At 40.5% G+C, this 25,638-nt stretch carries 30 protein-coding genes and 1 pseudogene; all 31 read right to left on the minus strand.

The window, feature by feature from the left end:
• Positions 1 to 2: 2 nt before the first annotated feature.
• Positions 3 to 1,523 carry a thymidine phosphorylase family protein gene (locus B9Y84_RS06440; RefSeq protein WP_085516272.1) on the minus strand — a complete coding sequence of 507 codons (1,521 nt, stop codon included), beginning with the start codon at positions 1,521 to 1,523 and terminating at the stop codon, positions 3 to 5.
• Positions 1,523 to 2,893 carry an MBL fold metallo-hydrolase RNA specificity domain-containing protein gene (locus B9Y84_RS06445; RefSeq protein ID WP_085516273.1) on the minus strand — a complete coding sequence of 457 codons (1,371 nt, stop codon included), beginning with the start codon at positions 2,891 to 2,893 and terminating at the stop codon, positions 1,523 to 1,525. The genes B9Y84_RS06440 and B9Y84_RS06445 overlap by 1 nt, the downstream gene beginning before the upstream one ends.
• Positions 2,894 to 2,910: 17 nt before the next feature.
• The gene (locus B9Y84_RS06450) at positions 2,911 to 3,768 is read right to left on the minus strand and encodes a restriction endonuclease (RefSeq protein WP_085516274.1); all 858 of its coding nucleotides are present in this window, start codon (positions 3,766 to 3,768) and stop codon (positions 2,911 to 2,913) included.
• Between the two features lie 162 nt (positions 3,769 to 3,930).
• Positions 3,931 to 4,473, minus strand: coding sequence for a hypothetical protein (locus B9Y84_RS06455; protein ID WP_085516275.1), 543 nt, complete (start codon positions 4,471 to 4,473; stop codon positions 3,931 to 3,933).
• Positions 4,460 to 5,821, minus strand: a complete 1,362-nt coding sequence (locus B9Y84_RS06460) for a dicarboxylate/amino acid:cation symporter (RefSeq protein ID WP_085516276.1) — start codon at positions 5,819 to 5,821, stop codon at positions 4,460 to 4,462. Before B9Y84_RS06460 ends, B9Y84_RS06455 begins: the two co-directional genes overlap by 14 nt.
• Before the next feature lie 3 nt (positions 5,822 to 5,824).
• Positions 5,825 to 6,385, minus strand: coding sequence for a carboxypeptidase-like regulatory domain-containing protein (locus B9Y84_RS06465; protein ID WP_085516277.1), 561 nt, complete (start codon positions 6,383 to 6,385; stop codon positions 5,825 to 5,827).
• Complete coding sequence (locus B9Y84_RS06470; RefSeq protein WP_085516278.1) at positions 6,382 to 7,416, minus strand: type II glyceraldehyde-3-phosphate dehydrogenase; 1,035 nt, start codon at positions 7,414 to 7,416, stop codon at positions 6,382 to 6,384. Before B9Y84_RS06470 ends, B9Y84_RS06465 begins: the two co-directional genes overlap by 4 nt.
• A gap of 1 nt (position 7,417) precedes the next feature.
• The gene (locus tag B9Y84_RS06475; RefSeq protein WP_245830829.1) at positions 7,418 to 7,924 is read right to left on the minus strand and encodes an ion channel; all 507 of its coding nucleotides are present in this window, start codon (positions 7,922 to 7,924) and stop codon (positions 7,418 to 7,420) included.
• A 60-nt stretch (positions 7,925 to 7,984) separates the two neighbouring features.
• On the minus strand, positions 7,985 to 9,313 hold the full coding sequence (nhaA, locus tag B9Y84_RS06480) for a Na+/H+ antiporter NhaA (protein WP_085516496.1): 1,329 nt from the start codon (positions 9,311 to 9,313) through the stop codon (positions 7,985 to 7,987).
• 132 nt (positions 9,314 to 9,445) lie between these two features.
• A complete protein-coding gene (locus tag B9Y84_RS06485) occupies positions 9,446 to 11,128 on the minus strand; it encodes a vitamin K epoxide reductase family protein (RefSeq protein WP_085516279.1) in 1,683 nt (560 codons plus the stop codon).
• Between the two features lie 38 nt (positions 11,129 to 11,166).
• Positions 11,167 to 12,207 (minus strand): NAD-dependent epimerase/dehydratase family protein, encoded by a 1,041-nt coding sequence (locus tag B9Y84_RS06490; RefSeq protein ID WP_085516280.1) that lies wholly within the window; start codon positions 12,205 to 12,207, stop codon positions 11,167 to 11,169.
• 14 nt (positions 12,208 to 12,221) lie between these two features.
• Positions 12,222 to 13,019 (minus strand): AlbA family DNA-binding domain-containing protein, encoded by a 798-nt coding sequence (locus B9Y84_RS06495; RefSeq protein WP_139827962.1) that lies wholly within the window; start codon positions 13,017 to 13,019, stop codon positions 12,222 to 12,224.
• A 21-nt stretch (positions 13,020 to 13,040) separates the two neighbouring features.
• A complete protein-coding gene (locus tag B9Y84_RS06500) occupies positions 13,041 to 13,328 on the minus strand; it encodes a DUF5676 family membrane protein (protein ID WP_085516282.1) in 288 nt (95 codons plus the stop codon).
• Positions 13,309 to 13,548, minus strand: a complete 240-nt coding sequence (locus tag B9Y84_RS06505; protein WP_085516283.1) for a hypothetical protein — start codon at positions 13,546 to 13,548, stop codon at positions 13,309 to 13,311. Before B9Y84_RS06505 ends, B9Y84_RS06500 begins: the two co-directional genes overlap by 20 nt.
• Positions 13,549 to 13,560: 12 nt before the next feature.
• Complete coding sequence (locus B9Y84_RS06510) at positions 13,561 to 14,037, minus strand: hypothetical protein (RefSeq protein ID WP_085516284.1); 477 nt, start codon at positions 14,035 to 14,037, stop codon at positions 13,561 to 13,563.
• A 4-nt stretch (positions 14,038 to 14,041) separates the two neighbouring features.
• Entirely contained in the window at positions 14,042 to 14,887 is an 846-nt protein-coding gene (locus B9Y84_RS06515; RefSeq protein WP_245830830.1) for a universal stress protein, read from the minus strand.
• A 74-nt stretch (positions 14,888 to 14,961) separates the two neighbouring features.
• Positions 14,962 to 15,303: a P-II family nitrogen regulator gene (locus B9Y84_RS06520; RefSeq protein ID WP_085516286.1), complete on the minus strand. Its 342-nt coding sequence runs from the start codon at positions 15,301 to 15,303 to the stop codon at positions 14,962 to 14,964.
• A complete protein-coding gene (locus B9Y84_RS06525) occupies positions 15,300 to 15,512 on the minus strand; it encodes an SHOCT domain-containing protein (protein WP_085516287.1) in 213 nt (70 codons plus the stop codon). Before B9Y84_RS06525 ends, B9Y84_RS06520 begins: the two co-directional genes overlap by 4 nt.
• A 169-nt stretch (positions 15,513 to 15,681) precedes the next feature.
• Positions 15,682 to 15,909 carry a heavy-metal-associated domain-containing protein gene (locus B9Y84_RS06530; RefSeq protein WP_085516288.1) on the minus strand — a complete coding sequence of 76 codons (228 nt, stop codon included), beginning with the start codon at positions 15,907 to 15,909 and terminating at the stop codon, positions 15,682 to 15,684.
• Positions 15,910 to 16,007: 98 nt separating this feature from the next.
• A pseudogene (locus B9Y84_RS06540) lies at positions 16,008 to 16,757 on the minus strand (SDR family NAD(P)-dependent oxidoreductase).
• A gap of 102 nt (positions 16,758 to 16,859) precedes the next feature.
• The gene (locus B9Y84_RS06545; protein ID WP_139827963.1) at positions 16,860 to 17,177 is read right to left on the minus strand and encodes a hypothetical protein; all 318 of its coding nucleotides are present in this window, start codon (positions 17,175 to 17,177) and stop codon (positions 16,860 to 16,862) included.
• 11 nt (positions 17,178 to 17,188) lie between these two features.
• Positions 17,189 to 18,358: a hypothetical protein gene (locus B9Y84_RS06550; protein WP_139827964.1), complete on the minus strand. Its 1,170-nt coding sequence runs from the start codon at positions 18,356 to 18,358 to the stop codon at positions 17,189 to 17,191.
• Between the two features lie 12 nt (positions 18,359 to 18,370).
• Positions 18,371 to 18,790: a c-type cytochrome gene (locus B9Y84_RS06555; protein WP_085516293.1), complete on the minus strand. Its 420-nt coding sequence runs from the start codon at positions 18,788 to 18,790 to the stop codon at positions 18,371 to 18,373.
• A 94-nt stretch (positions 18,791 to 18,884) separates the two neighbouring features.
• Positions 18,885 to 19,748: a helix-turn-helix domain-containing protein gene (locus B9Y84_RS06560; protein ID WP_085516294.1), complete on the minus strand. Its 864-nt coding sequence runs from the start codon at positions 19,746 to 19,748 to the stop codon at positions 18,885 to 18,887.
• Between the two features lie 232 nt (positions 19,749 to 19,980).
• Complete coding sequence (locus tag B9Y84_RS06565) at positions 19,981 to 20,448, minus strand: hypothetical protein (protein WP_085516295.1); 468 nt, start codon at positions 20,446 to 20,448, stop codon at positions 19,981 to 19,983.
• Between the two features lie 109 nt (positions 20,449 to 20,557).
• Positions 20,558 to 21,217: a DUF2231 domain-containing protein gene (locus B9Y84_RS06570; RefSeq protein WP_085516296.1), complete on the minus strand. Its 660-nt coding sequence runs from the start codon at positions 21,215 to 21,217 to the stop codon at positions 20,558 to 20,560.
• Between the two features lie 95 nt (positions 21,218 to 21,312).
• The gene (locus tag B9Y84_RS06575) at positions 21,313 to 21,615 is read right to left on the minus strand and encodes a hypothetical protein (RefSeq protein ID WP_041650609.1); all 303 of its coding nucleotides are present in this window, start codon (positions 21,613 to 21,615) and stop codon (positions 21,313 to 21,315) included.
• 46 nt (positions 21,616 to 21,661) lie between these two features.
• Positions 21,662 to 22,867: a permease gene (locus B9Y84_RS06580; RefSeq protein ID WP_085516497.1), complete on the minus strand. Its 1,206-nt coding sequence runs from the start codon at positions 22,865 to 22,867 to the stop codon at positions 21,662 to 21,664.
• A 210-nt stretch (positions 22,868 to 23,077) separates the two neighbouring features.
• Complete coding sequence (locus tag B9Y84_RS06585) at positions 23,078 to 23,299, minus strand: hypothetical protein (RefSeq protein ID WP_139827965.1); 222 nt, start codon at positions 23,297 to 23,299, stop codon at positions 23,078 to 23,080.
• A gap of 35 nt (positions 23,300 to 23,334) precedes the next feature.
• The gene (locus B9Y84_RS06590; protein WP_221406413.1) at positions 23,335 to 23,793 is read right to left on the minus strand and encodes a hypothetical protein; all 459 of its coding nucleotides are present in this window, start codon (positions 23,791 to 23,793) and stop codon (positions 23,335 to 23,337) included.
• A gap of 63 nt (positions 23,794 to 23,856) precedes the next feature.
• Entirely contained in the window at positions 23,857 to 25,551 is a 1,695-nt protein-coding gene (locus B9Y84_RS06595; RefSeq protein WP_085516298.1) for a multicopper oxidase family protein, read from the minus strand.
• Positions 25,552 to 25,638: the final 87 nt, after the last annotated feature.

Raw genomic sequence — 25,638 nt, forward strand, 5'->3', positions numbered from 1 at the left:
TTTTAAGTCTCTTTGATTTTAATAATTTGTTTTTGTGTATCCAGGTAAGAAAGGGCGTATTCAAGCTCTCCTTGTGACTCAGCATGGATTTCAAACAGAGTATCGTTCTCTTCCACATGAGTACCCAATGGCGCAAGCAGCAAAATACCTGCTGTCATTGCACCAGGAGCACCGGCCAGCTTGGCTACTTTGGCCAGTCTACGATTATCAATTTCTGAAACTACTCCACTTACTGCGGATCTAATCTTATGCTTATGGGGCGCTAACTCAGGTTCCCTGAAAAAACCTTGTGCCTCGCAGATAGCGGTGAATTTTTTGTAGCCGTCTCCACTTTTCAAAATTCTCAAGGCTTCAAGAGCACCTGATCCTTCGGCTGCTTTTCCTCCCATTTCAAGTAATCTGCCTGCCAGTTTTACCGCTCTTTCACGCAGGTCATTCGGAGCATTTTCCTCGTTTCGCAAGACAGACAAAACATCCCTTGCCTCCAGTGCAGGACCAATACCCCGCCCCACAGGTTGTGACCCATCGGTTAATACAATATCAATATTCAGCCCAATGGCTTTGCCTACGGCAACCATCTTTTCTGACAGATGCTCAGCAGCCTCCTGCGAACGCACTTTAGCCGTAGAGCCAACGGGAATATCAATCACCACATCAGTAGAACCTGCTGCCGCCTTTTTAGAAAGTACGGAAGCGATCATCTGCCCTTCGCTATCAATATCCAAAGCTTTTTCTACACGGATGAGTATATCATCTGCCGGACTTAGCTGTACAGATCCGCCCCAGGCCAGGCAACCACCTTCCTGCTCTACTGCTTTTTTCATTTGCCAGGTTGTGAGATTTACATTGGTGACTACCTCCATGGTGTCTGCTGTACCGGCTGGTGAAGTAATGGCACGGGAAGAAGTTTTAGGAATGGTCAACCCTGCTGCGGCAACAATAGACACTATCAAAGGAGTCGTTCTGTTACCGGGCAAGCCACCTATGCAGTGTTTATCATAAACTTTATCCTTGCCCCAGTCCAGTTTAAAACCCACGTTAATCATGGAACGGGTCAGGGCAATCACTTCGTCCTGATTTAATGAGTTCCCGGTGCTGGAAGCCAGAAAGGCGGATAGTTGGATATTGGATAGATTCCGATTGACAATATCTCCGATTATCCTGTCAAACTCTTCCTGGTTCAAGCGGTGACCATAAATTTTCTTACGGACATCACTCATGGAATCCAGGGCATCTAAATGGCTCAGCTTAAGTAGATCACCTTCTTTAGTATCCAGGGCTTCAATGGCGGCATCAGAAAGGCCCAATTGATCGTGACTTAATTGTGACTCATCATCCCAAACGATAAGAGATGCTACAATGGTTTTTTCTCCTTTTGTAACTTTTATACGATTTAAAGCCTCAAACCCTTCCGATATACAAACCGGGCAGTCCTTACGCATAAATACCATATATTCATTGCGGGCATCTATGCCTAGTCTTACTAGTTTTAATACGTTATGTCGGGTATCCTTTGCTTCCATCACAATTCTACCTTTTGATTAAGTTGAGGGATCTCACTGTCCCATTGGTATACTTCTTTGATGTGCTGCTGAAGGGCACTGGCTTGCTCTGCTTCCCCATGAATAATAAACACCTTTTCGGGTTGTTTTTTAATTTCAGAGAGCCAATCAATCAAATCGTTTTGATCAGTATGGGCACTCAGTCCTTCAATGTGTTCCATCTGCATGTTGAATGGCAGCCATTTGCCATAAACTTTAATTTCTGTTGCACCTTCAAGTAGTTTTCTTCCTCTTGTTCCTTCTGCCTGATAACCTACAAAAAGTAAGGTGTCGTTACTATTGCCTGATCTTGTTTCCATGTAGTTGAGTATTCGTCCGCCCGTCATCATACCGCTACCGGCAATGACGATCTTGGATTTATTGTCTTCCCGCAGTGCCAGGGTTTCCCGATAGTTGCTCACTACCTGAAAATGAGAACACATTTCATCACATTCTTCCGGCTTTAGCTTGTGCCAGTCCCTGGAAGCATGAAATAGATGGAGTACATTAGCACCCATAGGACTATCCATGATCATGGGTATTTTCGGAATCTTTTTCTCTTTCAAAAGCCTCCAAAGCATTAGCATCATGAGCTGAGTGCGCTCTACGGCAAAACTGGGAATGAACAAGCTTCCTCCACGCTCTACCGTTTCGTTGACTATACGTTCCAGTTCTGGGATAATACTTTCTTCTTCAGGATGAATCCTTCCTCCATAGGTGGATTCAATAAGCAGGACATCCGCTTTTTCAGGCTTTTTTGGCGTATACAAAAGTAAATCTTTTTTTCTGCCAATATCACCTGAAAACACCAGACGGCTATCGTTGGTCTCTACTTCAATAAAAGTTGATCCGATGATATGGCCATTGTATTGCCACCTAACTTTAAAGTCGTTTTCGATCACATGCCATTTCCCTTCAGCAACAGGATGGAATAGAGGAATTGTATTTTCCACGTCCTTTAAGTCATAGAATGCCTCTGCGGGGCTGTGCTTACTATAGCCCTCCTTGTTAGCTCGGGCAGCTTCTTCTTCCTGAATTTTAGCACTGTCCTTTAGAATAATTTCAGCAATTTTTAGGGTAGGTGCACTTCCGTATATTTTCCCCTTGAAACCGAGCTTTACCAAACGAGCCAGATAGCCTGTATGATCGAGATGGCCGTGCGTAAGCACCACTGCATCAATGGTTGTTGGATCATATTCAGGTTGTTTCCAATTGAGTAAACGTAATTCTTTCAATCCCTGAAATACACCGCAATCCACCATCAGTTTTTTATTTCCGGATTCGAGTAAATATTTGGAACCTGTAACCGTACCTGCGGCTCCTAAAAATTTTATGGTCATTTTTTCATTCATTTGTTCAATACAATACATTAGTTGTGTGACGTACTACTTGAGCAGATTTCTTCTCCTTCTTTTATGATTCTTTTGACTCGTGTATGAGAAATTCCCATTTCTTCAAGTACTTCGGGTTTGTCGCATAGCTCCTTACAAAGCACGATCATCTTATCAATTAGCTTTTGCTTCTCAGCTTTTGTAAGGCTGGTAAGGCATGTAACAGGGTGCAGTCCAGACAAATTTATGCGGTCACGAATGCTCCCTTGCTGCGGATAATCCCAGCCTATCAATTTCAAACCTGAACATTTACCATATTGGATGGCATCTTCGGTAAACCGGGTATTGGTCACCACCCAGCCTTCGTGAAATTTTGACTCGTTATCTTTGCGCTTTTCCCATTCCTTTTTCACATCCTCAAACCGGGATTTGATATAGAGTGGGATTTTAACATCGCACTTATAACCCTGACGATTATGGAATTTACATTCCACCATAAAGTGCTGGTTGTCTTTCTCAGCCTCTACATCTATTTCGTGAGAGACACAATGCCCTTGAATGATTACCGCAACCTTGGTACGGTATCCTTGACGTTTCAAAATTTCGCCTACAAATTTTTCAAAGGGATAGCCTGAGGGTCCCAGCTCCAGAATCGCCTGCTTGATTTTATATCTGCCTGCAACCGGCTTTGAGTGCTTTCGTAGCATGGAGAATGCCTGACTATAGATTTTCTTCGTTGACATACCGTCAACAAGCTGCGCTTCGATCCCACTCACAACTTGATCAATAACGTCAGAACCGGCTCCTGCCTTTTCAAGGGATTGCCTGAGTTTGATTGATGAAAATGGAGCTCTTTCCCCGGAAGCCTTGGTTATTAAAACGGTCTTTTCTGGCATTCAATCTACTTTAACAATCGAATGTTAAAGTTAGAATTTTACACTCGGAGGTATTTATGATATCTCACTTTCGATGTACGAAATTATGCTATTCAAAGTCAGTCTCTGATCACTAGTTGAACACCTAAAATCAAGCCTCAAATAAGTCTTGATTTATTAGTTTCACCTATAGTATCTGATAAGATCGTCCTGATAAATCCAGAAAAATTTACTTATATCAAAGTAATTCAAAGGAGCCAAGTTGTGCTTTGATTTCATCTCTTTAACTACGGCACCATACTCTAAATAATCATCGGGAGAAAAACAACTTTGAGAAAAAGCTTCAGCAATTTTCAAAGAATGACTGTTCCATAGTGGAAAGTAAGTAGGGTGATGAACTGCACAATATCTTGAGGCAAATTCTATGTTTTCATAATCGATAGTGTCGTTCCCGTTTTGAGCCACTCTAACTGCAATTAATAGCTCACCTTGACCTAAAGGACTATCAATTTGCAATTTTTTGATATGATTTTGGAAACCGCACTTTATGAAATAATCAGCTCTATCAAGGTTGGCCACTGCCATCACCTTTTCTTTGATCACATCAATATCCTGATTGCCAGGGCGGAACCTGATGAAATTGATGAGTTTCCTATCAGTAAGAAAGTAGCCTCGAATATCTTTAATATGGTTGATATGTTTCTCTATCATCTTATCCATCTTCATTATCAGCTATTGAGGTTTTAGGAGTCATCTTGTTTTTGGTAATGCTACCATACCATTGATTAAAAACCACACAAGCTGTCAGGTCTCCCGTTACATTTACTGCCGTTCGGAACATGCCCAACAAGCGCTCCACCCCAATAATGATGATGATTCCCTCTGCAGGAATACCCGCACTGCCCAGTACAGAAGCCAGGATTACAACCCCACCTCCAGGAATGGCTGGCGTGCCTATTGAAGCTGCAACAATGGTTACTATTACCACAATAATGTTCAACAAACTCATCTCCAGCCCATACGCCTGGGCGATAAATAAGGTGGTTATGGTTTGGTAAAGTGCTGTACCATCCATGTTGACCGTTGCGCCTATAGGGATAATAAAGTTGCTGATTGCGGGATCAACTTTCAGTTTTTCTTCTGCTGTTTGCAATGAGAGTGGCATAACGGCTGCTGAACTGGTCGTAGAAAAAGCCAACAATTGTGCATCCCTGATTTTTCCTAGAAATTTTAGTGGATTCCTTTTGCCGAGCAAGCTCACTATTAACAAATAGATACCCACAAGAATAAGTAATCCGGCTAGTACAACGGCCACATAATAACTCAGTCCGGCAAGAGAACTTAAGCCTACACTGGAAGTGAGTTGAGCCATAAGCCCAAAAACAGCCACAGGCACTAAAAGCATGGCCCACTTGACTACTGTCATACAAATTTCCTGTATTGCACTCAGCAACAACCTCACAGGTCTTAACAAGTCTGAGGGTAGTGACAGCACTGCCACCCCAATGATAATGGTGAAAATGACAATACTCAACATTTCTCCGCTGACCATGGAAGCCAGAGGGTTTTCGGGGAGCAGATCGGTGATGATAGTTGGCACATCGTTTATCCCAAATGACAATTCTGCACTTTGAGCTCCTTTTGCCAAGGCCTCTTCATGTTCAGCTGCTGCCTGCTGGTGCAAATAGCGACCCGGTTTGAAAAGTGTGGCCAAGACAGTTCCAATGCTAACAGAAATAATGGTTGTTGCCACAAAATATAAGAGTACTCCTCCTCCAAGTTTTTTGAGGTTGTCTTTGTCATTGCTGGCAATGCCCGTAATGATAGATGCCACAATCAATGGAATCATGATCATCTGCACCAGCTTAAGAAATAGCATGCCGGGCAGGGCCAACCAATTGCCTAAAACATCTGCAGTAGCTTTACTAACCCATCCATTTTGTGGACTTAAAAGTAGACCAAAACCTACTCCTAGAAAAAGTGCAATGAGTACCTTTAACCAGAGCTTATCTGCTACCAGTTTTTGAAGATAGGTATTTAGTGATTTAAGAGATTTTATTTCTGTATCAAACATTTTCTAATCAGGCCTTTCGGCCACATTTGTTCTTTTACCGTATGTGTGAATTTTATTAAGTAAATAGGTTAAAGGCCCTCTAATTTCATATTGTCCATCTCCAGTATAATTTTGTTTGGCATATTTATCCACAGTTGGGAGAGCCAGAGAAACATCATCATCAGGCAATTTCATTTGAAGTATTTGCTGTTTGAAATCTTCAAGTCTTTTGAATCCCATTACCGTAACGGCTTCTAACCATACAGTATCCTCCTCTAAAGTGATTTCAATGTGCTTGTTATCAAATGATTTTCCTTTTTCGATGGTATATATTTTCTCAACATGCTGAACTGTTGAAAAAATAATGGTATCCTGCTTTTTCATGCTTATACTGAACTCACCGTTCTTGTCTGTCAACGTTCCTTTTTTGGTATTTTTATTAAATACATGTACGGCACTCAGCGGCTCATTCAGACTGTTGTCACATGAAATTATTCCTGACAAAGTGATTTCACTTTTTTGAGCTTTGGTGACCAAGGTTATTACTACAAAGAGAAATAACGTTATTATCATTCTACCTTTCATAATTGCCCTCCATTATTAATACCCAGACTTTTGTTCGTTTTTTTTATGGATTTCTCAGCACTTTCTTCCATTCCCGTCAATGCCCTTATAGCATCAATGGTTTCAGGTATAACAATAGCCTGGTTATCGACCACATATGCGTAATAGAGTTCATCTCCCTCGACTTTAAGCATATCTTGCCAAAGGGCTACTTCATACATATCGCCCCAGGGTCGTCCCATATCCAGGTACTTTTCTTTGATCGTATTATTGGAAACCAGACCATCGCTGTAGTTGATCAAGGTGATTCGCGTAGATGTCTGAAATGCTTCTATCACCTCTTTTTTATCAGCTTTCCGAGTAAGGCGGACATTCCAATAATGCAGGTGGCTAAGGGTTTGAGGTACTTTCACAGCCATGGTTACTATATCCAGTTCAGAGTCCACGCTCTGAGCGTCCGGCCCTTGGTGGCTGGGAATATCTTTCTCCGGAACGAGCGTATTCATGATGCCACCTAAATGGCTTTCCCAGGGATCTGTAGCCCTGCGTAGCAGAGTACCACGAGCACTCTGCAGCAGCCCTGCTTTTTTAAGAGCGGTAAGTGTACGCAAAATGGAGGTAGTGTTGCAAGAGACTACTCGGGTACTGTCCCGGTTCAGGGCAGATGCATAGTTGTTTTCTGCGCTAAAAGAATGGCCGGTGGTTTCATGTTTTTCTCCACCTTGCAGGATAAATTTTATTCCCCGCTCTTTATAAATTTCTACATTTTGTGCAGCTATCTTCTTTGGTGTACAATCTACCACCAGGTGAGCAACCCCTAATAGGTCTGCCATATTACCAGCCAGGGAAATACCGGCCTTTTGCATACTATCTTGGGCATCTTCAGTAGCTGCATATACGGAGTACCCTTTCTTTACTGCAGTTTGTATCCGCCAGTCGCTGATCACATCACATACCCCGGCTAATTCCATATCGTCTTGTCGCGCGATTGCATCGGCTACTCTTTTGCCAATTACGCCATATCCTATAAGTGCTATTTTCTTTTTCATCATGTTATTGATTTCTAATTGTAGTATGAATGTTATTTATGTTGGACAGTCCGAATACGATCAGCACAAAGCTTTGACCGATCTCCATCATCACTAAAATTTTGGCAGGGGTAGTTATTGGCACAACATCTCCATAACCGATGGCAGCAAATGTTACCACACTGAAATAAAATGTCTCGAATAAATACTCGAAGTAATTGAAGCTTTCAAATAGTTTAAACCCCAGAAAAGAAGATCGATTGGCAGCGACCAAACAAGTGAAATCTGCCGCATAGGAGAAAATAATGAGCATGACGAGCAGTCCGAAAATCCAGAGAAGTTGCCCAAAAGAATGACAATGTTTAATGGACTTATTGACCTGCCTGAAGGTAAAAAAGGTAAAGTACCCAGTCTTGATAAAGGCCAGAAAAATAACAAGATAAGGCACCCAGCTTAGGGCATGATCTACAAACTGCATAAGATAGACATACACAAGTGCTACAGTTGCGACCAAAACGAGTGCGGAGCGCATCTGTTTAATAAGTTGTTTTAAAAAATTACTTCTGGTTATTTTATAAGTCATCATGTATCGTCAGTTAATTACCTTTTGTTTTTTGATAATAGCTACTTTCCGGGATTGTCGAAGAATACTTACACCTATCACTCCGGCAAGCACCGAAGCAAATAAAATGGTTAGCTTGGCAATGAAGGTATACTCCTCATTCTGGAAGGCCAACTCCGTGACAAACAACGACATGGTAAAACCTATCCCCGCTATCATAGCTACTCCTGAAATATGTGTCCAGGAAATTCCCTGCTGCAGCTCTGCCAGCTTAAGCTTAACTAAAAGCCAACTGGCTCCTAAAATGCCAGTGAATTTCCCTACTAATAGTCCAAAAGTTATCCCCAGACTTACCGGGTGGCTCAAAATTTCAACTATATCCCCATGGATATGAATTCCGGTATTGACCAGGGCAAATATTGGAAGAATGAAAAATCCTACTACGGGTGCCAGATGATGCTCTATCTTTTGCAAAGGAGTTTCCGCATCATCTGATTTTTGTTTAATCTCTTCCAAAATTCCAAGTTGTTCTTCTGAGATAAAATTGCCCTTGATAGCTTTGGATTCCAAAAATTTTAAATGAAGTTTTTGGAGGTTTTTCAGATAATCCACTTCTTTGATTTTGACCTTTCCAGGAATAGTAAAAGCGGTGAGAATACCTGCAATGGTAGGATGGACTCCTGAGAAGAAAAATGCCAACCATACGCCTCCAATCCCAACAAGAGCATAAAACCAAGCTTTACGAACTCCAACAGAATTAGCGATTATCAATACCATTACAAACAAGATACCGTGAAGCAAATCCATATAAGAAATCCCAGCAGTATAGAAAACAGCTATGACGATTACGGCACCAAGATCATCAACTATGGCTAGTGCTACCAAAAACACTTTGAGCCCAGCCGGCACACGATTCCCCAACAAAGAAAGTACTCCAATTGCAAATGCAATGTCAGTTGCCATTGGGATACCCCAACCATGTTCTGTTGGAGAATTTAAATTAAAAATGAGATAAATGAGTGCTGGAACGAGCATGCCCCCAACAGCTGCCCCAATAGGTAAAATAGCTTTCCTAAACGAAGATAATTTACCTCCGATGATTTCTCTTTTCAACTCCAGGCCTACCTGTAGAAAGAAAATCGCCATTAAGCCATCATTTACCCATAACAATAAAGACTCAGAAATAGAGAATTGATCAATCCCGATTGATATTTCAGTATGAATAAAATTCTGATATACATCTTGAAAGGGTGAATTAGCCCATATCATAGCTATCAAGACTGCCAAAAACACTGCAATGCCAGAAGCAGATTGATTATTGAAAAGGTTATTTAGCGTGTCATTAATTTTTGCTATCATAGCAGTCTCCATTCATTGACCTAACAATTAAAATTATACTTAGTAAGCATAATTTTTGTGACTTTCATCCAGAATAGGTATTCAAATAGTCCTAATCGAATTATGCCAAAATTGAATTTAAGCCAATCCTTTTCAAACCACATATTTATCCCAAAGTCCGTATTTTTCTTTGATTTTTCCTTTGGGAATAGAAAGCATTGTTATAATAAGTCCAGCCACACTGGTGCTAATCACCATTGCTAGATTACTATTACCCATGAACCAAGGCAGCACTGCCAGTACTAGACCTAACAATGTGTTAAAATAACGAAAACTTCTGAGCACCTCGGCCATCGCCACAACCGCAAATACAATTGCAAGTGCCCCACCCAAATGATTTAAATCGGCAAATGGAGTTTCTATCCCAACCCCGAAAACCGTGGGAGAGACCATCAACCAAATCCCTAAAACTGTTGATATCGTCAACATCCAGGGGAAGCTCATTCCCCAGATTGAAGATTTAAATACCTTCCAAGGACTGTCATTAAATTCTGCCATTTCAGGGGAGCGTTGATCCTTTTCAGTAGAAAGTGCATCACCGCCTTTCCAAAATACTTTCCATAACGAATCCCCTTTTTGTTTTCGTTGCACCATATGCTGCCACATGGCAATCACTTCATCAATTTGTAATGGGATCATTGGAAGCATTACAATAGCTGAAAACAGGCATACCGAACACCAAGCCCCTACTGAAAGCGGCTGTGAAACGATTAAAAAAATGCTCACAAACCCAAGCGGGATTACCAAAATCCCAAAAAGCGTAACCATCCACGGCATGGTACGCCAACGGGAGGTTCCACCCATATATCCCATCAGAAATTCCAAAGTGTATGCAAGTGTTCCTAATGCAGCATCCGATATTGGAAAGGAGTGGGACATATCGGAATCTAAAACGGTCATAGTGCCGTCACCAAAAAAAGGATCCCAGGCATAGTCTATATACCCTAACTGAAAAGCTCCCAAATACCGGGATGCCAGCCACCCGATAAATGCCAGGCCAATCATAATAGAGCGCTGTGGCCAGCTTGAAGGGTTATAGCTCCAACCCGTAGGTACGTCACCGCCCATTTTCATAAACATGATCATGTTGGGCATACCAGGAATAAGAATCGACAAGGCAATAATTAAGGCCCCAACCATAGTGCTGTTATAATAAGCTACGGCTGTTGGTGCCCAGAAAATAAAGGGAGCCATACTGATCCATATCCCGATAAAACAAAGGATCCAAACGCTATAGGGGCGGTTTGGCTTGAGGGAACGCCATCCAAAAATCACCAGCAATATTCCGCTGATAATATCGCTCCAGCGCATTGCGGCAATACGATCACTAAGGGAAAGCCACACATCTCTTCCGCCACTAGGCTCGACCACATTCTTTCCATAATCAAAAGTGAGAGGGGAAGTAATCATCCAAAAACCAAGCAATACGATCGTCCAGTAAACCCAGAGCGTTTGCTTATGGTGGTCTTGGAGCATCGTAAGGCGGTCATCAGTAGACATTTTCATACCGCCCATGTCCATGTGTCCATGACCGCCATGCTCTTCCGTATGCATCATAGGACGTGTGATGCCTCTTGAGCCCATACCTTCCATTTTGTGGCCTGACATTTCGGTTTTTGCTTCGTCCTTTTTCACTAAGGTCATTCCGCATTTCGGGCACTTGCCTGGTTGATCAGTAACGACCTCAGGGTGCATAGAACAAGTGTATTGTATCTTTTTAGAAGATTTATCCCCATCATCCTGATGGGACATTGAGGAGTGGTCGTGGCTTTTCATACTATGACATAATTAAGTGTTTGGGAATCTATTTATAGCTACTTTTTCAGGTTATTCTCTTGATAAAATTTCTTGGGATTAGCCTTTAAGTTTTCAATCATCTTGGGCAATGTCTCTCGTAAACCGTGTTTAGGCTTCCAACCCAGAATCATTTTAGCTCTGGAACTGTCCATTTCAAAATGATCATTAGCAAGATCGATCATCCAAGGTTTAATAAAAGCTTTGCCAAATAAGTTCTGCATAAATGCCCCCATTTTGGCAAACCACTTTGGAATAGCGATGATGGGCATTTTTTCACCATGGATTTCTGTACTGATGATGTCTTGCAACTCCTTGTACGATAAAGTTTCTTCATCTCCAATATTGATAATTGTTTCTGACGGGAGTTCTTTCCTTTGGTCTACGGCCAAAGCTATTGCATCGATGACATCATCTCTGTGTACATAGGTGCTGCCATGGGCTGTATTGGCCGGATAGAGTCGTGCTGCAATTTGTTTTTCGTAAATACGCTGAACTTGATTGGTGATAGGTATTGAACTACCATCTTCGCTGTATACGCCTGCTATGCGCATCATCACTACAGGAATTTCGCCTCGTTTTTCATGCATTACTTTTTCGGTCGTTACTTTCGATTTTGGATAATCCCATTTAGGTTCCAATGGTGAATCTTCTGTAATGAGCACCCCCGGAGACGAAGGTTTGTAAACCAGCATGCTACTTGAGAAAATGAATTGCTCCACTTCAAAATCCTGTAGGAATTTTAACAGTCGTTCTGTGCCTTTGACGGTCACTTTATCGTACAGATCGGAGGGTTCCCCTAAAAAATCATAATAGGCGGCAAGGTGCACTACCGCAGCTATTTTGTTGCCATAGGCATAGCGAACTCTTTTGAAAGCAAAATCCATTCGATCATCGCTCGTAAGATCCACACATACACATTCAGCTTCTATAGGCGGAAAAGGATAGCCATCTTGGTCAAATCCAACTACGTGGTATTTTTCAGCCAGCTTATGAATCAAGGTCGACCCTATCATTCCACTGCTTCCTGTCACAATTACTACTTCGGTTTTGTTTTTCATTTTGCTTGATTTTTTTATTTTCTCATTTCCAGATATTCAACTGTTTCTTTTACTGTAAGGGGGCATGTAGCATTTCCGTTACGGGTAAAAAACACCGTGTTTTCTCCTTTCGACAAATAAGCTGGTTCAGGAGAGTTTTCTATATCTACAACACATACTTTCTCTCCTTGTATTTGATGAAAAGACACATGGTTTTTAAATGAATATTGCTGACCAATATTATTGGCTATGATCTCAAAAATCTTTCTCTCATAGCCATCTGTATTTTTATGTCGCAAGGTTTTAAAATCACTTTCTAACCCTAATATTTCACCTGTGTCATCCACACCTATGATAAGCTTTCCTCCCCTTGAATTCATGAAGCCTACTATAGTTTTTGCAATGACAAGCTCCAAGTCGCGGCTGGGTGTTTTCTTATTATAATCATAGCGAATGGAAGACTTAAATTCCACCCGCTCGTTTTCTCCCATTTCTATGATTTTATTGATGTCGCGCTGAAGAAGTCGCTCCTGCTTATCAATCAAAAGCCTCTTTTCTCTAATTTTTCGCCAGAGCATACCATATCCTCCACCGAGTATTGTTCCGAAAACAGTAAGGGTCGTATTCATACCCATCATGCGAAATGAAAATGATTGCCAGAGTTGATCTTTTAGTACATCTCCAATTAAAGAAAATGAGAAGGGTTGATGACTAAATTCGAATCCATAAAGTACCATCGTAAGTGGGTGAACCAGAAAATAGAACAAAGCTGCTCCTATGAGCGCATGAATTAAAATTATACTGAAGTCATTCCTCACATTTTTAATTTCCACCTCTATCTATCACTTTTATATTTATTTATTTCGATAACCTTTATTGAAGGAAGCGTTGTAAACAGAAGCTATCAAAGCCCCAAACAGCCACCCGAGTATAAACATTTCCACCAGTCCGATCAATGCTTCTGTCCAAGGGACGTCCATTCTGATCAGCGAAGTTGTGTCTAGCCCGTGTAGCAAACTGTTAAAAAACAGAATGGTGCCTTCACGGCCTACGGTGGACATGAGTATAATGCAGCCCAAGTAGAATACCACACCTGCTACTCCCCATGATAATGCGAATTTCTTAATGTTGATGTGTTGCATGATCCTTTTCGTTTTTTGATTGTTTTTCTTCTCTATTGTTGTGCCCAGTATGTCCTCCATGTCCTCCATGCCTACCCATCATAAAGAGGTGAGCTACGAAAAATATGATGATGAATATAAAAAGTGAATTGGATCCGTTGAACCCAAAAACGGGTAGCAGGAATAGTAAAAGGAATATCCCCAGACATCCTATTAACATCCATAGCATGTGATTTTTCATAGTTTTGGTGTTTTAGTGATGGCCAGTGTGTTTTTCTGCCCCAATCTTTTCTTTGTTCTTCATCATTGTTTCTTTATCCATCATGCCTTCTTTATGCATCATTTCCATCATCTGTCCCATCATGTTGGGTTTATCTTTCATCATGGTCATCATGTGGGTGCACATGGACGAATCCGCCTCAGCGATGTTCATCATTTTGTTCATCATATCAGGCTTATCTTTCATCAAAGCCATCATTTGGTCATTGTCTGACATCATCATACCCATCATCTGCTCATTGCCTTTCATCATCATTTGGGTATGATCATCTTCCATCATTTTGGTCATCAATTGTTCAGCTAATTCATGATCTGAAATGATGGTATTAAATATCTCATTTCGGGTATCGTCATTTTCTAACATTGTGCTTACATCCTTCTGTTGCTGGCAGGCAGATAATGCTGCAATCAATAAAGTGAGTGTTACCACTGTTTTCAAAGTATTTTTCATATCGTTATCTTTTAAGGTTAATACTTAGTATAGGTATATCGGCATGGTTTGCCAGGTTTTCGGTAATGCTCTTTCCTATCAGGTTAAAGAAGCCGGATCTCCCATGTGTAGTTAATCCAATAAGGTCAGCATTTACAGATTCGGAAAACTTCAGAATGCCGCGTTCTTCATTTAGCGAATTGTAGATGTTGGTGGTGCAGGTTCCTCCTCGAGGACAGGTTTCGTGAAAAGCATGCATTTTCTCAAGGCTCCTGTCCGTCTCCTCAAATGAAAATGGGACATTGACATAAAGAAGATGCATATTGGATTCGTTGAGATCAGCGAACTTCACCACCGTTTTGAAGGGTTCTTTGACATCTTCTTCAAAATTGGATGCAAAAACCACATTTTTAACGGGCCACTTAGACTTTTCTTTGATGATCAACACGGGTACAGTAGCATCTCTGAGGACCTTTTGCGCATTGGATCCGATAAACATTTCTTTTGCACCCGATGCACCATGTGAACCCATTACTACAAAATCATGGTTATGATGTGGAATATGCTTCAGTATTTCTTCTCTTCCAACATCAAATACCAGAAACTGTTGTGCCTTCAGGCCCTTTGTTTCTGCTTTTTTTACTAATTTATTAAGCTCGTTTTTGGCATGCCCTATCTCTTTTAGGGTTTCGGGAAACCGTACTTCCTTCTCTTTATCTAGTTTGACCCAAGGCACGGGCGTTATCTTTAAATGCAAAAAATGAATTTCCGCACCTGATTTTTCTGCTATAGCTATGGCTATATCAGCCGCCCGGTTAGCAGTTGAGGAAAAGTCGGTAGGTACTAAAATATTTTTCATAGATATATTCAAATTTTATCGACTACTTTGCTTAAGGTGATCCCTTAAAAGAAACCCAAAAAATTTCTTTAAATATCACTGTAGGATCAATCCTTGTTATGTAAGTCGGGTTTTAAAGTTTTTACTTTGACCATATCACTAACCTCTGTGATATAAATAATGCCGTCCCCTGAGTGGGCTGTTTTTCCATTTTGATGTATAATCTGTAGTGCTGTCTTCACTTCCTTATCAGGTAAAACAACTTCCAGTTTTGCTATTTTAGCATGTGAAAATGGGTGCCGCAAAGACGGAAAATCCTTCCGTTCATCCGTGTAGTGCCCAGTTCCCTCTCCTTCAAAGACGGTTAGGCAACAAATTCCTTCTTCACGCAAATGATTTACAATATCAGGTAATCGATTCGGCCTGACGAAAGCTTTAATTTCCTTCATTTTAACAAGGTCTTTTTTATATCTTCATATTCTTCTTTGCTGATCTCTCCTTTAGCGTATCTCTTTTTCAAAAGATCCAATGGAGTTTCCTTTTTCGTCTTTTGTCCGGGGATATCCCAAGGCGTGGCAAAAATCCAAATCATAAAAATCACCCAAATCACCCACCAGATGATGTGCATGCCGCCATAATGTCCTTCAAACCAATGCATAATATCTATTTTTAAATTTTACTAACTTTTAAAATTCCAGTATCAAGCCACTACAGACTCGCACTTACTCAAATTTAGCATATTGTCCCGCACTGTATTTTTGATATCTTGTCTTTGATGTATGATATTTTGCAAACATCAGTCGATTTATTTTTATTCAGCTTCTATTTTACGCTGATGCGTTTGAAATATCTTCTTTAATGGTGTAATGTCCTGCTTTTTTTAGCTCGGCTTGTAATTCCTCAAGAGTAATGGGTTTGTTGAGGGTAATAACTGCACCCGGTGGACGCAATTGTATTTCCACATTTGAAACATCGGGGACTTGAAGCAATGCCTTCTTTACACTGTTCACGCAACCGCCACAACTCATTCCTTGTAATTCATATCTCTTTTTCATGCTATTTGATTTTAGATTTTACTGTTTTTATTATTGCCTTTTTTGCCTTTACTACTGAATCTCTTTTCTGCGTGTTTTTCTGATTTTCTAGCGCTACTTTATGCAAATACCCCTCCATCTAATCCCAATTGAGTGCCGTTGCAATACCTCGAATCGGCAGATGCTAGATAGATGAAAGCTTTCGCCACTTCTTCTGGAGTGCACAGGCGTTTCATAGGTGTAGCGTCTACCCATTGTTTGCGTATTTTCTCAGGGGCTGCACTGAGCAAGGGTGTTTCAACATAATAGGATCACAGCGCATTTGCGCGAATATTCTGAGTCGCATATTGAATGGCTATATTTTTTGTAGTGCCAAGCACACCATGTTTTGCAGCAGTATAGGGTACCAATCCAGGTTCTGCTTTTAGGCCACCTAAAGAAGACATATTGACAATTACTCCTCCTCCTTGTTTAAGGAATTGCTGCAGTTCATATTTTAGACAGTAGAATTGCCCTGTGAGGTTCACACTGATTATTTTATCCCAAACATCTTCTGGCATATCATGAATGCCGGAATAAGGGCTTCCAATACCTGCGTTATTAAAAGCTATATCAAGCCTTCCACATTTTTCAACCGTTAAATTAATAGCCTTCTTTACACTATTAACATCTGATACATCAATGGGTACGAAAAAGCATTTAGCACCCAATGCCCTAATTTCATTTAAGGTTTGTTCATGATCATTTCCAGGAAGATCTGCCACAACTACTGTGGCGCCTTCCCTTGCGGCTTCTAGTCCGGTGGCTTTTCCAATTCCAGAATTGGCTTCATTAAATAAACTTTCTGCTAATATTTTTAGGTCATACAATTTTATGTCTAAAGAAAAGAAAGCCTTTTCAATCGGAATTTTACAAGCAAAAATTTTAAAGTCTGATTTTGATTTGTTCTTCCAGTGGTTTAATTATTCTTATTAGTTGGCTGATTTTAAAAATTCCAAAACTTTTTCTGCTTCCACTTTGGTTAGCTGTGCCCTTATCTCCATATGTTTGATTGCTACATCCCATTCTGTATCACTAAAAGTTGCTGGAGATGCCGTATTATGACATCTGATACAGGACTCTGCCCAGAGCTGGGCGCCACTTTTTTGCAAGACATATTCTGGTACTCCTTTGGCAAAACTCGTACTTTCAGTGCTTGTGGCATTTTGCTGCGTGGCGCATTTCGTAAAAATTATTGTCACAAAAACAACAACAGTAACTAATAATATTATTTTATTGATTTTTTTCATGATTTTAAGTTTTAAAAGCCTAAGGTCCATTGAATATAAAAGGTATTTATATCCAGCGCTACGGATGTCTCAGCGTCTTCAACATGCCCCCCGATTACGTTGTCTATCTGGTAAGCAAACTTGATAGCCGTTCTCCAATCAATCCAATAGTTGAGCCCTATTGCCAATTGCGTACTTTCAGATTCCCAGGGGGCTTCTTCTGGTGTATTTAAAGTGGAATAGCGTCCTACAAGCTCCAAATTTTTGACAAATTGGCTTGACCCAAAAGTGGGACGATAACCAAGCTGGAAGAAAGTTGAGTTGGACTGGTTGTCGAAAGTGTAGGATTCCATCACGCTATCTTCTTCAACTTCATAAGTTTGGTCATCGATATTAATGAAGTTGAGCTGGCCTTTAAGGTCAATCACCCCGCCCAGAATGGATACTTTTCTTACGTAAGTCCAGTCAAAAGCATACAACAAGGCGCCAATATCTTCCAAATCAGAGTCGCGGTCACCGAGCTTGGCTGATTGAGCAGAAAAACCGATTTCCAACGACTGATCTCTGAAAGGGAACAGGCCTAATCGGCCACCTAATGCCTTGTTATTGTTGTTGTCCTCTTGACCTTCGTGCACGATCATTCCTACTTCGTCCGCTTCTTCTTCTCCATCCTCTATGCGAGGGCCGTTCATTACGTAAACTGAATAATTGAACTTCATCCCTGCCAGGTAAGATGCGCCCCTTAATTCCACCCCTAAATCTGAGGTTGGGAGAATTCCATCATGACCATAGCCAAGTGGCACCGTAGGTAAGCGATTAATCCAAGACGGATGTAACCTATCGAAAAATATTCCAAAGGGAATTAAAATTTTACCTACTCTGATGTTTAGGTTGGGAGCGAGACTATAATTGAAGTTTGCATATTCTAACGCTACGTCAATCTCCCCATCCTCAACTGCAAATTCTAGTTCCGCCTCAAAAAACAGTTTGTCTGACTGTTTATATAAGAACAAAGGTACAAATCGTGCATTACCAAAGGTAGTTTCTTCGTCATTAGACATGAAGGTTGCATCTGAATAGCCACGCATCAAAAATCGACTGTTACCTGGTTTGGGATCGAATAATTTCTGTTGATTTTGTGCCTTTGATTCAAATAACACAATTATAATCAACATGGAACTTAAAAACCATCTATACTTCATAAGTCAAACGTTTTATTTTTTCAGTGTTCTTAAATAGTTAACCAATTGCCACCTATTCTCTTCAGAAAGTGTGGCTTTGTAGGATGCCATCGGTGCTCGGCCTTCTGTAATTTTCCAAAAAATGGCTCCGTCACTTTGGTCGTTGAAGGTCTTTGTGGTCAAGTTGGTTGGTTTTGGATTGAGCGCTGCACCAGCTACACCATCTCCTCTACCTTTATCACCATGACAAATGGTGCACATATTGGCAAAAATCTTTTTGCCAGCTTTGATGTCCTCAGAGCCTCCTTTATAAGGGTTTTTTAATGCATCAGCCTCTTTTGGAGCCTTCCATTCTACTGTTTGCTGAATACGTATAAATCCTACTATTAAAACAGTGGCTACGGTCAAAATTGAAACTTTCAAAAACTTAAACTCAAAATTGGTATGATTCATAGTATTGCTTTTTATATTAATGAATGTAAGTGAAAAAAAGGAGGTTCCTTTTTCGAAATCTTGTCTTTATTGTACGAGATTTAGATCATTTCTTTCAATCCCTTTTTTCATTAGGCTCATCTTTTAACTTATCAGAAAGCCTCCTTAAAAACTCCCTGTTTTGAAGATTGCTATTGTCAATAAGTAGTCCTTTCAAGCCATCTTTTGTTTCTATACCATAAATGACAGACTTACCTGCTGCATCTTCATTTTCATCAAACCGGTAGAACTCTGAAATATTCAATTCCTCAATCTGAAAACTGGCGCACAAATCCTTGCATTCCACACAATCATCCTTTCTGTTGAAGTTATAGGTATAGCCCTTTTCTCTTAAATTGCCTAGGGCATCAGATAAGTTCTTGTAGTATCGGTTCTCGCTTCTCATTACTTCTTTATAATCAGTTACAGAAAAACCAGTAACGCGCTTAAATTGGCTGGATAGGTAATGAACAGAACTGTATCCGAGCTTAAAAGCAATCTCACTTAAGTTAAGTTCATCATACTTTATAAGCTCTTTTACCCTATCCACTCTTTTGTTTATGTAGTAGGCCTCTATTGTAAGTCCTTCAATCTTTGAAAAGAGCTTGCTTAGAAAATTGTAATTTTTACCTATTTCGTGTGCCAGAAAATCAGACAACATGATCTCTTTGGTAGATTTTTCCAGCATTTCTATATAATGTTGAATTCCAAGCTTAATCTGTTCCATCAGGATTTCTTCTTTGTCTTCAAGAAGTTCAAAGCCATAAGTATCTAATCTGGACGCAATTTTATCTTTGGTCAGGGTCTCAGGCACTTGTATTGTAGCATGGCCAAGCTGAATTGTTGAAATAAATGCTCCGAGTTCCTCTAATTCATTTCGTACAACCAGAATGCATCTCGGGCACACCATATTTTTAATATTCAGATTTAATGTTTTCATCTGTTATAGGGGTTAAACTTTTTCTGATCCTGGATTAAATCCAGTGAAGGAGTATCGACCGGTTAAAATCTTTGCTTATTGCCAAATGAATTATTTCAACAATAATTTTTGGCCGGCAATACATTGCCCTCGCAGAAAAAGTGATTAAGAATTATTGAAAAGAATAGAATAAGGCTGATAAGCTTGCGGAGTAGAACATGGCAAACTTCATGATCAGCCTAACAGATGAATGCTAATTGAGGAAGGATTGAATAAAAATACGAATATGGTTACCACTAACGGGTGGTGGCAAATTGGTATATAAAAACGGGAGTAATTGTTTATTAAAGATATCTGCTTCAACATCTAAATTATAAATACGATAAAGCATTTGAAAGGCTGGAGCCTCAACTGGTGTTTGCTTCAACTCATATTTGATTAATGAGGCATACAGGTTATTCACTACTTCGTCACAGCACTCCTCCTCGTCAGCATCATGGCTATGCTTATCATCGTGATGATGATCTTTAGGGGCATTGTGATGATCATCAAGGTCATATACTTTTATTGAATGATGAACCATCTCATTAGTACTAGTTGGGTAATTGCCCCAAGAAATCACTCCAAAATTACAAAAAGCATCACAAACAAATACACTAATAAAACCTGTGAGGAGCAAGGTTACTATGTATTGTTTTATGTTGTGCAATTTTATCATCATACCAATAGAAGTGATAACTACTGCATAAATGTCGGTAAAAATCAGGTATAAATCAAATGATAAATGTTAAGTAAAAACATGATATAAGTCACTATATTGACAAAAAATTTCAATGAGCATGTCCTTCTGTAGATTCAAGGAATTTGCCTTGCGGTCCTACCGCTTCTATATGTACCAGTTGTGCCCCGTAATGACCGGTGCGCGACACCGCATAGCCGGAAGCAATAAGTAACAAGGCAACCACTGCTACAGCCCAACGTTTCTGTCTAAAAATAAATTGACTGACCGCCTGAGCCACAAAGCCGGCAATGCTCAAGTATATAGTCCAGTCGGCCCATAGATCATGCTGCGCAAGCACCTGTTTCGCATGCTCCGTTAAATCATGTGTGTGTGGGTGGAACGTTCTCCCTGAAAGATAAGCACCCAACGCACCTACTAAAACCATTCCCGTGATGACCCAATCTACTTCTTTTTTTAGGAGAATCACGTTAACAATAGCTAAGACAGCTCCAATCAATAACAATACGATTGGGAAGTGAACCATAAGCGGATGCAGATTAGGGAAATCGTCCAGGTCTGCTGTGACTTTCTTAGTCTCATGCTCATCGTGTTCATGCTCCTGTTGTGCTTGTATATGAGAATAATCCACTTGGGGCTGCTCCAAATGTGTGGAATCTTCTTTTGTGCTTTTTTCATGTTTCTCCCCTTCATGAGCAGAGAGCACAATGCATGACAACATGAAGTATAATAGTAGTCCTAATTTTTTCATAGCCCTTCAATAATTAAGAAAATTTAAAGCTATGCCCTTTGCCTGGAAACTTCAGTACAAAATCTCAACTTAGATGTATAATATTCTTCAGCCGACTAGCGATTAACAACCAATTTATTGATCATTGCTTCACTCAACGCTTCGGAATAAACACCATAGGCATCTACTAATACGCCTTTAAGTCCATCGGTAGATTTAATGGCGTAAAGAATGGAGTTATCATCCGGGTTGCTCATGCCTTCAAACCGATATACTTCTTTTACTTCAAACTGCTCAGGATGTAGCTCGAGCTTATCGGCCGGGCATTCAATACAATGCGGTTTGAGATTAAAATCGTTGGAATATCCTCTTTCTTTCAGGTCTTTTAATGCTTCAGATAGTGTTTCGTAGGTTTTCATTTTTTTCTTTTTGAAATTCATCCCAGTTACCAGGCCATTCAACGGATTATAAAAGGAATATTACCAAGCCAATGCCCACAATCAGTACGAAAGCATATACAACAACTCTTTTGAAAGAAATACCTCCACCTCCGTGATCATGATCATGGCCTCCATCAGTTTCCTTGTTTTTTGTCCTGAAATTGAAGTATAGCATGAGTGCAGTAAATGCAGCGAAAACGATGTTAAAATAGAAAGTGTAATCAATCTTGAATTGTGTCACTTCTTTTACTTTCCGGCTGCCTTCGGGTAATACGCCTAATAGATCAAAGCTATAATTGAGGATCAATGCCGTAATGACGATGCTGACGTACATCACCCCTGCAATGTAAAGGGCTATGCGGGTACCATAATATTTTCTATTCATATTGACCAGCGGTGGCACCATTAAGTCAGAGTAAATAAAGCCCATCAATCCGGCAAACAGAATGCCGTTCTCGTTGAGCACAGTCGCCAGCGGTATGTTTCCCATGGATCCAATGAATGTAGCTGCCGCTACAAATGGGGCTACCAGCGCGTTTTCCAGCCGGATCACAAAATCAGGTAATTCCCCCTGCATACCATTTAAAAAAATTGCTTCCCAAAAAGACTGAGGGACTAATACAGAAACGAACCCCGCGATGGTAAAGCCAATAAGAATATCCTCCCAGGCCATTTTCCATTCCATCACAAATTTCTTTCCCACTAAAAACCAGCCCTCTTTCGACTTAATCCTTTCCTTCCAATCAAAATCCTCCTCTTCGGCAGATTCATCCTCAACTTTCTCTCTGGCAGCTTTAATCCATTTTTTAGGGTACGTAAGCTTGATGATAAGTCCACTAATAGTTATCAAAATTAGTCCTCCTATTACTTCAGCTACTATAAACTGCCACCCTAAGAAAATGAATATAAGGATACCAAGCTCAATGACTAGATTGGTGGAAGCAAACATAAATGCGACCGTACTTATGAAATGTGCTCCTTTTTGAAAAAGAGACCTCGCTGCTGCTAAGGCAGCAAATGAGCAGGAAGAAGAAATGGAACCAAACAAAGTAGAGAGTGAAATACTTTTAACATTTCCTTTACCCATTTGCTGAGTCAATTTCTTCTTTGGAACAAAGGCCTGAATCATTGAGCTTATTATATATCCTAACACAAAAGCCCAGCCTGATTTCCAGAAAAACCCAATTGCAGTTTTTGAGGATTCTCCCCACAGATCTAATATATCATTCATAATTCCCATGATTTGATTGTCTTTATTGAAATTTTATAAAATAGCTTTAGGCCACAATAATTTCATTATTCAGGTAAACTTTTTGAATCAAACGAAGCACTTCAATCCCTTCCTTTTGGCCTTTTTTTCGAGCTATGATCTCGTATTTTTCATAACATTAAATGGTTAAACGGATGATTATTCGAAATTAGCTTACCGGTAAAAATTTTCTTATTTACCTTCATTTTTGTAATGCTTATAATTCTCAAATCCTTTGAAAACTTTAAAACACCCGACAGCAGATAGAGCTAAAGCAACGATATGGTAGATAAACATTTCAATTTTACCTAAATACATAAGTGTTTCAATTAATCCAGCTAAAAAAAACCACATCATGGCATAGCCAATTTGTCCTTTTACTTTATTTAATTTTGCTTGTCTTTCGTGCTTCATAATTAAAAGTCTAAAATAGTAGTATACTACCCCATTCATATTTTTCTTCTGCTTATGAGAAATATGATCAACGGTAAAATAGAAAATTGTAGGACTGGTGAAAGGCCAACTTCTATGAGAGGAAGCATTGGCATCGTATCAGCATATGACCAATCTCCTCGCCATGTATGCCAAAACTCACCTAAAATAGCCCCTAGAAACCCTACAAGTACTAATAGTAAAGTTCTGGTAAATTTTAAACGTCTGATCCAATAAACGTTGTTGTATATAAGTCCGAATAAGAAGAGTAAAACCAGAACCATGAGCACATCCGCTATTGAGGCCAATGCACAAAAAGAAACGTGTTCAAGATCGTATTGAAAATTTTCATACAAAAATCCGTGAGCTACCTCCCAGCCAAAATTTAGCACAAAAGCTACAACAGATGTTCTAGCTACGAAATACTGATAATTACGCTTATCTGCTGCCTTCCTGAAAAAATGGATATATAACATTATAATCAACGTTAACGTAATAATCGGCACAACAAAAATACCAAAGCTTAGATTATCCATTACTTACACTATTTTAAAATTTCGCATCATTCCCATGTCCTCATGCTCCAGATTGTGGCAGTGGTATACAAACAAGCCTTTAAAATCTTTGAACTGCATGATAACTTTGGCACTCATCCCTGGCATCAACAAAACGGTATCGTGCCAGCCTTCATCTACAAAACCATCTTTTACGGCATCCCATAATTGGGGATCTACATCAGTGACATTTCTTTCTAAAATATTGAACTGCACCTGGTGAATATGGATCGGGTGGGGCATCTGCATCATATTGCCCATCATTCCTCCCCCGCTCATCATACCATCGTCACCTCTCATCATGCCCCCATTACCCATCATGCCGTGACCATCCATCATGCCGCCACCATCGTCATCATTGTCCATCATACCTCCGCCATTGATCAGTTCCCAAACTTCAGTGCTTCCAAGCTTGACGATTTCTTCATCAGCTACTTCAGTCGTTTCCCAGGTACGTCCGTTAATCGTCCATTCCATGTGGCCCATCGCGAAGGTAAATTGCCGCGGGGCGTTTAGATTTCCAGCAGTTGAGGGGTCAATGTAATCCGGCTGAGCTAATTGCCGCGGTAAGGTATAATCATTACTCCCCGAAGCATTGGCAAGCACGGTAAACACAGGATATTCGCTACCTTGTGGCAGGACACTTTTAGCACCTTCCATCATTCCTCCATTGCCCATCATTCCACCAGACATTAACTCAAGAGGGAAAGATGTATTTTTCATGGTCAATTCAGTGCCTTCGGGTTTGTTGGTCAAGTCCAGCCAAACGTCCGCCCTTTTTGCAGGGCCGAGCATGAGATAGGATAATTCTTTGGGTGCACTTAACAAGCTTCCGTCCATGCCAAAAACAGTCACTGGACTTCCATCTTCCCAGGCCAGTTTGTAGATCCTTGAGTTTGACCCGTTCAGTAACCTCAACCTGTATTTGCAACCTGCTTTCAGGTTTAACCTTTGTTCAGGTCTGCCATTAATCAGTATCCGGTTTCCTAAAAAACCAGTCATGCGGCCCATCTGGCCATTTTCAAGATAGACCAGTTGATTATTATCATCAAAAGTTCGGTCTTGGATCACTACCGGAAGATCAAACTCCCCTTGCGGTAAGTTGAGTTGCTGTTCTTCCTCATCGGTGACCAGTAGAAGGCCTGCCAGACCATTATACACCTGTGGACCGGTGCGTCCATGTGGATGGGGATGAAACCAATAGGTGCCTGCCCGGTTCATTACTTCATATTCGTAGATGTATGTTTCTCCACTATCAATTACATCTTGCGGGTGACCATCGTACCGTTCCGGCACATGCATGCCATGCCAGTGAACAATACTCTCTTCCGGCAGATCATTTTGGAAGCGAATACGGACTTTCTGTCCTTTACTTACTTTGATGACCGGCCCCACATAACTCCCTTCTAGGATTTGAAGCGCCTCTTTGTTGCCCTTAATTAATTTCCCCTCATACACCCACACCTTTGTTTTTGGCCCAGATAAAATGGATAAGTCACGCTGTACCGCTTTCAGTTCCAAATCAATATCGGGCTGAAAATCCTTGCCGAGTTCAGGCTTTGCTGTAGTAGAAGATTGACTGTCGCAGGAAGAAAAGAAAGGCCATACCATGGTTACCGCAGCGCCTGCTCCAGCCTTTGCCAAAAATTTTCTTCTGTTTATTCTGAAAGGTTCTTTCATATCTCTTTAGGTTTAAATTATTTCCGTATCTGCTTTACTAACCAGACAATCAATAGAACCAGCACTACCAGCAAAAGAGCCAAATCC

Origin of the sequence: Marivirga sericea, assembly GCF_900177665.1 — a bacterium.
Classification (GTDB): Bacteria; Bacteroidota; Bacteroidia; order Cytophagales; family Cyclobacteriaceae; genus Marivirga; species Marivirga sericea.